At 72.3% G+C, this 11,827-nt stretch carries 12 protein-coding genes and 1 pseudogene; 8 read left to right on the top strand and 5 right to left on the bottom strand.

All coding sequences use genetic code 11. The annotated features are described in order from the left end of the window. Nucleotides 1-123: 123 nt before the first annotated feature. The 7 genes and pseudogenes from DFP74_RS04050 (at nucleotide 124) to DFP74_RS04025 (ending at nucleotide 7,076) form a co-directional block, all read left to right on the top strand. Nucleotides 124-1,128, top strand: coding sequence for an ABC transporter permease (locus DFP74_RS04050; protein WP_121180467.1), 1,005 nt, complete (start codon nucleotides 124-126; stop codon nucleotides 1,126-1,128). Further along, entirely contained in the window at nucleotides 1,128-2,150 is a 1,023-nt protein-coding gene (locus tag DFP74_RS04045) for an ABC transporter permease (protein WP_121180466.1), read from the top strand. The genes DFP74_RS04050 and DFP74_RS04045 overlap by 1 nt, the downstream gene beginning before the upstream one ends. A 2-nt stretch (nucleotides 2,151-2,152) precedes the next feature. After that, on the top strand, nucleotides 2,153-3,214 hold the full coding sequence (locus DFP74_RS04040; RefSeq protein ID WP_121180465.1) for an ABC transporter ATP-binding protein: 1,062 nt from the start codon (nucleotides 2,153-2,155) through the stop codon (nucleotides 3,212-3,214). Next, complete coding sequence (locus DFP74_RS04035; RefSeq protein WP_121180464.1) at nucleotides 3,211-4,299, top strand: ABC transporter ATP-binding protein; 1,089 nt, start codon at nucleotides 3,211-3,213, stop codon at nucleotides 4,297-4,299. Before DFP74_RS04040 ends, DFP74_RS04035 begins: the two co-directional genes overlap by 4 nt. Before the next feature lie 182 nt (nucleotides 4,300-4,481). Continuing rightward, nucleotides 4,482-4,937: pseudogene (locus tag DFP74_RS35110) on the top strand (serine hydrolase); the annotation flags it as partial. A 193-nt stretch (nucleotides 4,938-5,130) separates the two neighbouring features. Then, nucleotides 5,131-6,069, top strand: a complete 939-nt coding sequence (locus tag DFP74_RS04030; protein ID WP_255499329.1) for a serine hydrolase domain-containing protein — start codon at nucleotides 5,131-5,133, stop codon at nucleotides 6,067-6,069. A 170-nt stretch (nucleotides 6,070-6,239) separates the two neighbouring features. Further along, nucleotides 6,240-7,076, top strand: a complete 837-nt coding sequence (locus DFP74_RS04025; RefSeq protein ID WP_233570795.1) for an LPXTG cell wall anchor domain-containing protein — start codon at nucleotides 6,240-6,242, stop codon at nucleotides 7,074-7,076. Between the two features lie 81 nt (nucleotides 7,077-7,157). Here the strand turns inward: DFP74_RS04025 and DFP74_RS04020 are convergent, their stop codons facing one another. From DFP74_RS04020 to DFP74_RS04005, 4 genes are all read right to left on the bottom strand, one after another. Then, nucleotides 7,158-7,343: a hypothetical protein gene (locus tag DFP74_RS04020; protein WP_121180463.1), complete on the bottom strand. Its 186-nt coding sequence runs from the start codon at nucleotides 7,341-7,343 to the stop codon at nucleotides 7,158-7,160. Between the two features lie 77 nt (nucleotides 7,344-7,420). Then, a complete protein-coding gene (locus tag DFP74_RS04015) occupies nucleotides 7,421-8,290 on the bottom strand; it encodes a 3-methyladenine DNA glycosylase (protein ID WP_121180462.1) in 870 nt (289 codons plus the stop codon). Between the two features lie 34 nt (nucleotides 8,291-8,324). Continuing rightward, the gene (locus DFP74_RS04010) at nucleotides 8,325-9,266 is read right to left on the bottom strand and encodes an SDR family oxidoreductase (RefSeq protein WP_121180461.1); all 942 of its coding nucleotides are present in this window, start codon (nucleotides 9,264-9,266) and stop codon (nucleotides 8,325-8,327) included. Between the two features lie 53 nt (nucleotides 9,267-9,319). After that, nucleotides 9,320-9,952 carry an NADPH-dependent F420 reductase gene (locus DFP74_RS04005; RefSeq protein ID WP_121180460.1) on the bottom strand — a complete coding sequence of 211 codons (633 nt, stop codon included), beginning with the start codon at nucleotides 9,950-9,952 and terminating at the stop codon, nucleotides 9,320-9,322. A 218-nt stretch (nucleotides 9,953-10,170) separates the two neighbouring features. On the opposite strand from DFP74_RS04005, the gene DFP74_RS04000 reads away from it, so the two are divergent. Next, nucleotides 10,171-11,079 (top strand): LysR family transcriptional regulator, encoded by a 909-nt coding sequence (locus DFP74_RS04000; RefSeq protein WP_121180459.1) that lies wholly within the window; start codon nucleotides 10,171-10,173, stop codon nucleotides 11,077-11,079. A 90-nt stretch (nucleotides 11,080-11,169) separates the two neighbouring features. Here the strand turns inward: DFP74_RS04000 and DFP74_RS03995 are convergent, their stop codons facing one another. After that, nucleotides 11,170-11,793: an NADPH-dependent F420 reductase gene (locus DFP74_RS03995; RefSeq protein WP_121180458.1), complete on the bottom strand. Its 624-nt coding sequence runs from the start codon at nucleotides 11,791-11,793 to the stop codon at nucleotides 11,170-11,172. Nucleotides 11,794-11,827: the final 34 nt, after the last annotated feature.

Here is an 11,827-nt window from a genome sequence, read left to right as displayed (position 1 = left end):
ACCGGCGCTCCGGGCCACCCCCGGGGCGCCGGACCGACCCACCCCCTCCTCGGCGGCGCCCGCCCCATCCCGGCGGCCGCGCCCGCGTCACATCGTTCTCACCACTGACGAAAGGCGGCGAAGGTGCTGCGATTCATCGTCAGGCGAGTGCTCCAGCTGATCCCGACCCTGGTCGGACTCTCGATCCTGCTGTTCGTCTGGCTGCAACGGCTTCCCGGCGGTCCGGAGTACGCCCTCCTCCCCGATGACGCGACCGATCAGCAGCGCGCCTCGCTCCGTCGCTCACTGGGACTGGACGAGCCGCTCGCGGTCCAGTACCTGACCTTCCTGCGCCGCATCCTCCAAGGCGACCTGGGCACCTCCATCACCACCGGGCGACCGGTCCTGGAGGAGTTCCTGACCCGCTTCCCCGCCACGTTCGAGCTCGCCGTGTCGGCCATGGTCATCGCCGTCACGGTCGGCCTGCCGCTGGGCTACCTGGCCGCCCGCCGCCGCGGGACCGTGCTGGACTTCGCGGCCGTCGGCGGATCGCTGGTCGGCATCTGCACCCCGGTGTTCTTCCTGGCGTTCATCCTCAAGGTCGTCTTCGCCGAGCGGCTCGGCCTGTTCCCCTCGGCCTTTCGCCTCTCCCCGGGGCTGAACCGCACCAACCTCAGCGGCTTCGCCGTCCTGGACGGCCTGCGCACCGGCGAGTGGGACGTGGTGGCCGACGCGCTCGCCCACCTGGTGCTGCCGGGCCTGGCGCTGGCCTCCATCCCCCTCGCGGTCATCGTCCGCATGACGCGGGCCAGCGTCCTGGAGGTGCTGGAGGAGGACTACGTGCGCACCGCCGACGCCAAGGGCCTGCACCGCAACACCGTGCGCACCAGGCACGTCATGCGCAACGCGATGCTTCCCGTGGTCACCGCCATCGGTCTGCTCACCGGAAGCCTCTTCGCCGGGGCGGTCCTCACCGAGAGCGTGTTCGCCTTCCCGGGGATCGGGTCGTTCATCTACTCGGCCACCCAGGAACGCGACTACCCCGTGCTCACCGGGTTCATCCTGATCATCGCCACCGTCTACGTGTTCATCAACCTGCTGGTGGACATCTCCTACAGCCTCCTCGACCCGAGAGTGCGGGCCCAGTGATGACGACGCCACCGAGTCCTCAGAATCCCGCGGCCGCCGGGACCAGGAGCGGGGACGTGCCCCTGCTGGGCCGCAAGGCCGCCAAGGTCGACCGGCTCGCCGAGCTCATGGGCGGACGCGGCGACGACGGCCACGGCGCCGGAGTCTGGCGCGAGGCGCTGGTGCGCATGCGCCGCAGCCCCATGGCGATCTCCGGCGCGGTCATCGTCACCGTGTTCATCCTCGTGGCGCTCTTCTCGCCGCTCATCGCCCCCTACAGCCCGACCGCGCAGACGTGGGGCTCGGAGGTCTTCCCCAACCGCAACGTGTTCGTCGGACCGCGCGCGGAGAACCTCCTGGGGCTGGACAACCTGGGCCGCGACCAGTTCTCACGGATGGTGATCGGCGCCAGACAGACCCTGCTCGTGGGCGTGGTCGCCACCCTCGTCGGGTTCTGCGTCGGCGCGCTGATGGGCGGCACGGCGGGCGCCGCGGCTGCCCTCGGCGGCGCCTGGGGGCGCCGGCTCGACAACGTGGTCATGCGCGTCATCGACATGATGCTGGCGCTGCCCACCCTGCTGCTCGCCGTCACCGTCGCCGCGCTCATCGGCCCCAGCCTGACCACGGTCATGATCGCGGTCGGCGTCGCCCAGATCCCGATCTTCGCCCGCCTGCTGCGCGGCGCCATGATCTCCCAGGGCTCCCGCGACTACGTCCTGGCCGCCCAGGCGCTCGGCGTGCGCAAGCGCCGCATCGCCCTGGCGCACATCCTGCCCAACTCCATGGGCCCGGTGATCGTCCAGAGCACCCTCACCCTGGCCACCGCCATCATCGACGCCGCGGCCCTGTCCTACCTGGGCCTGGGCAACCCCGACCCGGCCTTCCCCGAGTGGGGCACGATGCTCGCCGACGCCCAGCGGTTCCTGTCCAGCGCGCCGTCGCTCGCCGTGTACCCGGCGCTGGCCATCATCGTCACCGCCCTCGGCTTCACCCTGCTGGGTGAGGCCATGCGGGAGGCCCTCGATCCGAAGGTGAGGAAGTGACCATGAGTTCCAGCACGCCGCTGCTCACGGTGGACGAGCTGTCCGTGGTGTTCCACCGCCGCGGATCGGACGACGTCCGGGCCGTGGACGGGGTCTCCTTCACGCTGGAGGAGGGGCGGGTCACCGGCCTGGTCGGCGAGTCCGGCTGCGGCAAGAGCGTGACCTCGCTCGCCCTGATGGGACTGCTGCCCCCGCGCGGACTCACCGTCGGCGGTGCGGCCCGCATGCGCCTGCCCGAGGGCGAGACCGACCTGCTCGCCCTGTCCCCGCGCCGGATGCGCGACCTGCGGGGCGCGCAACTGGCGATGATCTTCCAGGACCCGCTCAGCTCCCTGAACCCCGTCATCCCCATCGGCCTCCAGGTCACCGAGATCCTCCGGCGGCACCGCGGGCTGCGGGGCGCCGCCGCCCGCAAGGAGGCCGAGGACCTGCTGCACCGGGTGGGCATCCCCGATCCCACGCGGCGGCTCCGGGAGTACCCGCACCACCTCTCCGGCGGGATGCGCCAGCGCGCCCTCATCGCCATGGCGGTGGCCTGCCGGCCCAAGCTCATGATCGCCGACGAGCCCACCACCGCGCTGGACGTGACCATCCAGGCGCAGATCCTGGAACTGCTCAGGGACCTGGTCGTCCAGGAGGGCACGGCCCTGCTGATGATCACGCACGACCTCGGCGTGGTGGCGGGCCTGTGCGACGACGTCAACGTCCTGTACGCGGGGCGGGCCGTGGAGGCGGCGCCCCGGGGCCCGCTCTTCGCCGAGCCCACCCACCCGTACACGGTCGGGCTCCTGGGCTCCGTGCCGCGCCTGGACGCACCGCGCGGCGAGCCGCTCACCCCCGTGCGGGGGTCGGTCAACGACAACATCGCCTGGACGGACGGGTGCGCGTTCGCGCCCCGGTGCGACCACTACACGATGGAGTGCGTGCACGGGGCGCCCGAGCTCGTGCACGCGTCCGACGAGCACACGCACCGGTGCGTGAACCCGATCGAACACGCCGAGGCGGCCGACGGCACCGTTCTGGAGAGCCCGGCCGCGGTCGGCGACGAGGAGGCACGGGGATGAGCCTGCTGGAGATCAAGGACCTCAAGGTCCACTTCCCGATCAAGCGCGGTGTGGTCTTCGACCGCACCATCGGCCACGTGCGCGCGGTGGACGGCGTCAGCCTGACCATCGAGCGCGGCCAGACCTACGGCCTGGTGGGGGAGTCGGGCTGCGGCAAGACCACCCTCGGCCGGGCGGTGCTGCGACTGGTCGACATCACCGAGGGCCAGGTGTGGTTCGGCGACCGGGACCTGGCGGGCCTGGACACCGAGTCGATGCGCCGGGAGCGCCGCAACCTGCAGATGGTCTTCCAGGACCCGCTCGGCAGCCTCAACCCGCGCCAGAACATCGGGTCCATCCTGCTGGAGGGCCTCCAGGCGCACGGCATCGGCGGCCCGGACGGCGATCAGGAGATGAGCCCGGGGGAGCGGCGCGCACGCACGCTCCAGGACCAGCGGGCCCGCGTGGTGGACGCACTGGAGCGCGTGGGGCTCTCGGCCAAGGCGCTCACCCGGTACCCGCACGAGTTCTCCGGCGGCCAGCGCCAGCGCATCGGGATCGCCCGCGCCCTGGTGCTGCGGCCCGACCTGATCATCTGCGACGAGCCGGTCTCGGCACTGGACGTGTCCATCCAGGCGCAGGTGCTCAACCTCCTGGAGGGGCTCCAGTCCGAACTCGGCCTGACCTACCTGGTCATCGCGCACGACCTCGCGGTCGTGCGCCACGTCAGCGACGTGGTCGGCGTGATGTACCTGGGCTCGCTCGTGGAGGAGGCCTCCGGCGACGACCTCTACGAGACCCCGATGCACCCGTACACGCGCTCCCTGATGTCGGCCGTGCCGGTGCCGGATCCGAAGGTGGAGGACGCCCGCGAGCGCATCCTGCTGGCGGGCGACCTGCCGTCCCCGGCCGCCCCGCCCCCGGGCTGCCGCTTCCACACCCGGTGCCCGTGGCGCCAGGAGGAGCGCTGCGACACCGAGCGCCCGGAGCTGCGCACGATCAGGGGCACGCACAAGGTGGCCTGCCACTACGCCGAGCGGATCCTGTCCGGCGAGCTCCAGCCCAAGGAGGAGTACGCCGAGCGCATCGTGCACGGCACCGCGTGAGGGGGCGCGGGGGCCGGGCGCCGGACCGGCGGCCGGCGGCCGCCGGCCGGAGGGCGGAGGGCGGAGGGCGGTGCGCGGAGGGCGGCGCATGACATCTGTCATGCCGCGGCGGCCCGATTCTCACGGCCGGACGGTGACAGCGGCGACTTCAAGGACGCGGGCGGGCGGGTCAGTCTGGGGGCATGGTTTCCGTTGACTCCCCCCAGGCCCCCACCGCCCCTGCGCGCGGGGTCAGGCGCCTCTCCGCGCCCGCGCCCGGCCGCGTGTGGCTCGTCGCCCTGGCCGTCGGCGTGGCCACCGCCGTACCGGCCCTGATCCTGGCTCCCCACGTTCCGCCGCCCCCCGCGGCCTTCTCGGGCGACGACGCCCTCGTCGCGGACCTGGAGTCCGTGGTCGACCCCGAGGCCGTCCAGGGGCTGAGCGTCGCGCGCTTCCCGATCGAGGACCCCGACGCGGTGGAGCGGGCCGTCGCCGGCACGGCGGAGCAGGACACCCTCTTCGAGACGGCGTCGGTCTTCAAGACGATCACCGCGATGACCCTCGCGGACATGGTCGAGAGCGGCGAGACCTCCCTGGACCGCACCCTGGCCGAGGTCTTCCCCGACGTGGACTTCGCCGACCCGGAGGTCGCCTCCGCCACGCTGGAGGAACTGGCCACCCACCACTCCGGACTGCCGACCGCTCCCGACGGGGACCTGCTCGGGCAGCAGATCCTGCCCGCGCTCACCACGGCGGACCCCTACCGCGACGCCGAGCACCCCGCCGACGGCCCTGACCTTCACCGAGGCCGGGACCAAGGGGGAGTACGCGTACTCCAACCTCGGCTACTCCGTGCTGGGCGAGGCCCTGGCCGCGGAGAGCGGGACCCCCTACCCCGACCTGGTCCGGGAGCGGATCCTGGACCCGCTGGGCATGGACGACACGCTCGTCCACGCGGGCGTGCCCGAGGGCGGCGCGGCGCCCCACATCGAACCCGGCGCCCCCTCCCACCCCTGGCACAACACCGCCTACGCCCCCGCCGGGATCACGACCTGGAGCACGACCCCCGACCTGACCCGCCTGCTCAGCGCGGTCACCTCGGGCACCGCGCCCGGCATGGGCGCCCTGGAGCCCCTGCGCGAGGACGTGCGTTACCCGGGTGCGACCGCGGAGGCGGAGACGGGGCTCGACGGCTTCGACGTGGGCTTGGCCTGGCACATCGCACCGGTGCCCGGCGTCGGCGAGGTCACCATGCACAGCGGCGGATCGCTCGGCACCAGCACGATGGTGGCCTTCGACGACTCCCACGGCGTCGTCGTCATGGCCAACTCCATGTCCCTGGACGCCGTCGGGCTGAGCTACGAACTCCTCAAGGACCGGCCCGAACCCCTGGTCCCGGTCATGCCCGGCTGGGCGATGATCGCCCAGACACTGGTCATGGCGGTGCTCCCTCCGCTCCTGCTGGTCTCCCTGATGCTGCGCCGCCGTACCCTGGTCGCGCAGCGGCGCCTGGACCGCCTGCGCATCGTGTCCCTGTCGGCGGGCGCCCTGGCCTGGCTGGCGGCGGCCCAGCGGATGGGCAGCTGGGCGCAGACGCCGATGGTCGTGTGGGCCGTGGCGGCCGGGCTCGTCGCGGCGGGGATCACGGTCGGCGTGTGGCACTGGCGGCGGGTGCCGGTGGAGGCCGGCCGCTTCCGGTGGCTGCACGTCCCGGTGTTCGCGCTGTCGGTCCTGTTCTCCCTGACCTTGGCCTTCGTCGCTCTGTGGGGGCTGGCGGGCTCCTCGTTCTGACGCACGGTGATCGCCTCACGCCTCTCCGTGTGCGGCGGGTCTCATTTCGGTGACCTGTCGCAGGTGTGACTACTGCTTCTTGTGGGAAGAGAGATAAGTTTTCTCCGTCCCGACCACAGGTGGCCAGGTGCCCCGCTCGCCTCGGCATCACGACACGCAGGAGTCCCCCTGTGAGCATCCCCTTCCACGCGGGCACGTTCTGTGCCCGCTTCATGACCGGAACCGCCATCGTGGCGGCCGCCGTCCTGGGCGGCTCCGCCCTGGCGTCGGCCTCGCCCGGTGACTCCGTGCAGGTTCCCAACCACGAGCGCGGCGACAACGGGACCGTGAAGATCCACGATCCCCTCACGCCCGAGGACGACCGCCGCAACGTCCCGAAGGTCTGCGAGTTCCAGATCGCGGCCTTCGGCTTCGACGCCGCCCAGGACGTGTCCTGGGAGATCACCACCCAGGGCGGCAAGCCCTCGGACCGCGAGGTCGTGCTCTCGGACACCATCGTCCTGGACGACGAGGGCGAGGGCCTCACCGAGCTCCAGGAGCTCCCGAACGGCCACTACCGCCTGAACTGGACGTTCGAGGGCGAGAACGGCAACGGCAAGCACAAGGTCTTCAAGGTCAAGTGCGACGAGGTGGACCCGACCGAGGAGCCCACCGTGACTCCGACGGAGGACCCGACGGAGGAGCCCACCGAGACTCCCACCGAGGAGCCCACGGAGAACCCGACCGAGGACCCGACGGAGGACCCGACCCCGGATCCCACCAACGGGCCCACGGACCCGGCGGAGAGCGACGGGCCCACGGACCCGGCCGAGAGCGACGAGCCCACGACGCCCGCCGACGAGAGCGGCGTCCCCGGTGAGTCGGGCGGCCTGCCCGTCACCGGTACGGCCCTGGCCGGCCTGGTGGCCGCGGGAGCCGTGGCGATCGCCGGCGGTGGCGCGGCCGTGTACTTCACCCGCAAGCGCCGGGACACCCCGGCGGACTCGGGTGAGTCCACCGAGGGCTAGCCCCCGGAAGCGGTACTGAGGGGGCGGCGCCGAACGGCGCCGCCCCCTTCGTCGTTCCCACGGGGCCCGCATCCGGCCCGCTCACAGCACCGTGAGCGCTGCCGACAGGCCCGCCACGAGCCTCCGCCAGGAGGAGTCCCGACGCTCGGCCGCCCCCAGATGGACGGCGGCGATGTCGTACCAGTCCCCGAAGGCCGCCGGGAGCTCCACCTCGTGCGGGAAGGGGGGCAGCGCCTCCTTCGACCTGCCGGAGGTGCGCGCACGCATGGTGTTCGTGGTGTCCCTTCAGGATCGGCCCGCGGCGGAGGAGGGCGCGAGCGGGGGGTGAGCGGCCGCCGCCGCCCTCATCGCTCCCGCAGGGCCCGGCACACGCGCAGCAGGCGCTCGCGCAGTGCGGCGCCGCGCTCGGCGAACGCGCTCTGGGCCGCCATGTAGGCGGCCTTGCCCTCCGCCGTCTCGATCCGGACCGGCGGATACCCCCAGTCGGCCAGGTCGTAGGGCGAGGCCCGCATGTCCAGCACGCGGATGTCCTTCGACAGCTCGAAGCAGTCCACCACGAGCTCGGACGGTACGGCCGGGGCCAGCTTGTAGGCCCACTTGTACAGGTCCATGTTGGCGTGCAGGCACCCGGGCTGGTCCAGGTCGGCCTGGGTCTCGCGGGTGGGCCGCAGAGCGTTGAGGGGCCGGGCGGGCTCGGTGAAGAAGCGGTAGGCGTCGAAGTGCGAGCACTGGACGCGGTGCGACTCCACCACCCGGTCCGTGCCCTCGTGCCCCAGCCGCAGCGGCACCTGGCCGTGGCGGACCTCGGTGGTCCGGTACACCATCGCCCATTCGTGCAGGCCGAAACAGCCCAGGTGCGCGGGGCGGGCCGCCACCGACTCCAGCAGCCGCTCGACGAACCCCAGCACCGGCCGCGCGGCGACGAAGGACTCGGTGTCCAGCGCCACCGCGCCGTCGGCCTCGGTGTAGAACCGCTCGTCCAGCCGGGCGCGCGCGCCCTCGCCCAGCAGCGCCGTACCCGCGCCGGGGTGCCACCTGCGCAGCTGGGACGGCTTGAGGTTGTAGTACGTGAAGAGGAAGTCCTCCACGGGGTGGCGCTCGCCCGCCCGGCGGCGCCGCAGGTGGTCGGCCAGCAGCGCGTCCACGCGCGCCTCGTGCCGGCTCGCGCGCTCACGCCACTCGGTCTCGGCGAGCGCGTTCCTGGTGATCGTCACGGCCCCAGGGTAGGCGTCGCGCGGCCCCGGACGGTCACGGGTCGCGCCTGGAGAAGTAGTGGCCGTTGTCCATACCGGCGAGCAGACCGGGCTGGGCGGGTTCCCAGCCGAGGTCCCGGCGGGTGATGAGACTGGACGCCGGGTAGTTCTGCGTGACCATGTGCGCGAGGAACCCGAAGTACCCCGGCACCATCAGTACGTCCGCGGGGACGCTCACGACGGGCAGGCCCAGGCGGTCGCCGATGGCCTCGGCGATCTCGCGGAGCGGGACGGCCCCGTCCCCGACCGCGTGCCAGTACCTGCCGGCCGGCCCCTTCTCCAGCGCCAGGCGGAACAGGGAGGCGGCATCGCGGACGTGCACGGCGTTCCACGGGTTCGCGCCCTCTCCGGGGTAGCCGACGAAGCCCTTCTCCTTCGCGAGCGCGATCAGGTGCACGAGGAAGCCGGCCCGGTCGGTCGTGCTGTGCGCGATGTTGGCGATCCGTACGACCGACGACCGCACTCCCCGCTCGGCGAGGCCGATCACGGCGGTCTCCACGACGTTGCGCACCCGCAGGGTGCCCTTGTGCTCGTCACCGCCGGGAAGGGCCGGGTCCTCCTCGGTGACCGGCCGGCCCAGGTCCCCGGGCGAGCCGATGCTGCCCGCCGCGACCAGCGGCTTTCCGGTTCCCGCGAGAGCGTCGCCGTACGCGAGCATGATCGGGAGCTCCGCGGCGGCCACGGCGTCGATCCCGCCGGACGGCAGCAGGTCCTGCCGGTGCGCGACGTGGACGACGCCGTCGGAATCCGCGGCCGCGTCCTGGAGCCCGACGAGATCCGCGAGATCCCCGCGACGCACCTTCGCGCCGAGCGCGGACAACGCCGCCGCGGCCGTGTCCGACCGGGCCAGGCCGGTGACCTCGTGCCCGGCGGCGATGAGCTCGGGGATGATGTACGAACCGGAATGGCCGGTCCCGCCGGTGACGAAAACGCGCACGCTACTGCTCCTTGTATGAAAATGGCGCGAGAAATGGGCGGTGCGGGGTGCGCTTACTTGAGAATTCTGACGCCCAGGGAGAAGTCGGTGTGCTTGACGGAATGGGCGACGAGGCCCAGTTCGAGCAGGCCGGCGTTCTCCAGGGCCCGCGCCATGGTCAGGGGCCCGGTGTCCATCGGGCGCAGCCCCATGCTCTCGACGAACGCCGACACACGCGCCTTCGCCCGCGGGTCGTCGCCGGCGATGAACACGTCCAGTGGGCGGTCCTCGGCCGGACCGGCGGCCAGCACATGGGAGAACAGGGTGTTGAACGCCTTGACGACATGCGCGTCGGCGGGGGCGGCCTTGGCGATCTCCTGTGCGCCGGAACTGCCGTCAGGGGTGACCAGGCCCGCGAGATCGGGGGAGACGGGGTTGGTGATGTCGATGATGGTCTTGCCGCGTAGCGCGTCCCCGTACTCGCCGACCACCATCGCCGCGCCGGCGTACGGCACGGCGAGGACGACGATGTCCCCGGCCGGGGCCGCGCCGGCCGTCCCGACGGTGGCGCCGCCGAGCTCGGCGGCCAGCTCCTCGGCCCTGACCGGGTCGCGGCCGATGATCTCGACGGCGTTGCCGCCGGCGAGCGCCCGTGCGGCCAGGGCGCCGGCCATGTTGCCCAGGCCGATGATGCTGACGCTGCTCATGGGTGTTCCTGCTTTCTGAAGCTGGAGAGGACGCCGTTCAATGGCGAAAGGCATGATGCGCCCCTGCGTTTTCGGGCCCTGCTCATCGATTCCCGGAGAAATCTTCGAATTCGATGCGTTCCGGGTACTTGTTCAGAATGCCATCGGCGCCAGTGGGTGTCCAAGACCCGTTTTCGCCGTTGCGATACCCTCGAGGCATCGCCGGACCGGGAGGCCCCATGGATCTGGACCTGCGCAAAGTGCGCTACTTCGTCGCCGTCGCCGGCACGTTGCACTTCGGTCGCGCCGCCGACGAGCTGCACATCGCGCAGCCCGCGCTCAGCCGGCAGATCCGCGCGCTGGAACAGGACCTCGGCGCTCCGCTGCTGACCAGGGACAGCCACGGGGTGGAGCTGACCGACGCCGGCAGGCAGCTGTTGACCGACGCCGGTCCGCTGCTGGGCTCCGCACACGCGGTCCGCCGCCGGGTGACCGTGGCCGCGCGGGGCGTCCCACGGCTCACGGTCGGATTCCGGGCGGGCATCGCCGTCGCTCCGGCGGTCCGGCTGTTCGCCGACCGGCACCCGGACGTTCTGGTGGACGTGCAGCGCATCGAAGGGGACGACCAGGCCGCGATGCTGCTCGACGGCCGCATCGACGTCGGTTACGTCCGGCTGCCCATGGCCGAGGCCGGCCTGCGCGTCGTCCCGCTGTACACCGAGCCGCGAGTGGCGGTCCTTCCGGCCGGCCACCGACTGGCCGACCGGGAGCAGATCACCGAGGACGATCTGGCCGGCGAGCCGCTGGTCTGGAACATGGACGCGAGCACGCAGCCCACCAGGCGGCCGCACCCCAACGCCGGGTACCTGGTGCGCGGGGTGGACGAGACGCTCGAGCACGTCGCGGCCGGGCGGGGCATCTCGTTCCTGGCCCGTTCGGCGACCGTGTTCTACTCGCATCCGAACATCAGCTACGTGCCCGTCGCGGATCTGGCGCCCGACCAGGTGTGCCTCGCGGTGGCGGCTTCGCACACCTCACCGGTGGTCGACGACTTCTTCGCCGCGGCCCATGCGGCGGCCGAGGTCACGGCGGAATGCGGGAACTACGACATGTGGCGGCGCGGAGCCGGTGCCGTTCCCCTGGGGTGATCCCGCAGGGGAACGGGCACCCGGTCTGCACCACACGACGGGTGTGTTCCGGGGCGCGGAGCCCTGTCCGCCGCCTGTTCGCCCCGGGGCTCAGCCGGTGAGTGCGTTGGCGCCGAGAGCGAAGTCCCCGTGGCCGATCCCGTTGCCGGCGAGGCCCACCGTGACCACGCCCATCCCTTCCAGCCAGTGCGCCATCCTCAGGCCGCCGACGTCCAGCGGGCGCAGCCCGAGGCTCTCGACGAACGCCGCCACGTCCGCCTTGGCCCGCGCGTCGTCGCCGGCGATGAAGACGTCGGGACGGCCCTGTTCCAGGACATGGCGGAAGACGGTGTTGAACGCCTTGACCACGCGGGTGCCGGCCGGGGCCGCCCTGGCGATCTCCCGCGCGATCGAGGTCTCCTCGCCGTGGGCCAGTCCGTCGAACGTGGCGTTGAAGGGATTGCTGATGTCGACGACGACCTTGCCCGCGAGGGCGTCTCCGTACTCGGTGACGACCGGAACGACACCGTCGTACAACAGGGCCGTGATGACGATGTCCCCGGCCGGGACGGCGCCCCACTCGCCCGCCGTCGCACCGCCGCCCAGAGCCGTGGCCAGGTCGTCGGCCTTGGACTGATCGCGTCCCATGACCTCGACGGTGTTGCCGCCCGCCACCGCGAGCGTGCCGATGGTCCTAGCCATGTTCCCCGTACCGATGAGGGTGATGCCGCTCATGAGGTCTGCTCTCTTCGTGTTCTGGAGGTTTCGG

The organism is Nocardiopsis sp. Huas11 (assembly GCF_003634495.1).
Classification (GTDB): Bacteria; Actinomycetota; Actinomycetes; order Streptosporangiales; family Streptosporangiaceae; genus Nocardiopsis.
The sequence above is the reverse complement of the archived record's forward strand: the minus strand, read 5'-3'. Positions and strand labels throughout refer to the sequence as shown.

Excerpts from the sequence above, each read along its gene's own strand:
- DFP74_RS04035 (WP_121180464.1), top strand. The coding sequence starts at position 3,211 with ATGAGCCTGCTGGAGATCAAGGACCTCAAGGTCCACTTCCCGATCAAG.
- DFP74_RS04005 (WP_121180460.1), bottom strand. The coding sequence starts at position 9,952 with ATGAGCAGCGTCAGCATCATCGGCCTGGGCAACATGGCCGGCGCCCTG.
- DFP74_RS04000 (WP_121180459.1), top strand. The coding sequence starts at position 10,171 with ATGGATCTGGACCTGCGCAAAGTGCGCTACTTCGTCGCCGTCGCCGGC.
- DFP74_RS04040 (WP_121180465.1), top strand. The coding sequence starts at position 2,153 with ATGAGTTCCAGCACGCCGCTGCTCACGGTGGACGAGCTGTCCGTGGTG.
- DFP74_RS04045 (WP_121180466.1), top strand. The coding sequence starts at position 1,128 with ATGACGACGCCACCGAGTCCTCAGAATCCCGCGGCCGCCGGGACCAGG.
- DFP74_RS04020 (WP_121180463.1), bottom strand. The coding sequence starts at position 7,343 with ATGCGTGCGCGCACCTCCGGCAGGTCGAAGGAGGCGCTGCCCCCCTTC.
- DFP74_RS03995 (WP_121180458.1), bottom strand. The coding sequence starts at position 11,793 with ATGAGCGGCATCACCCTCATCGGTACGGGGAACATGGCTAGGACCATC.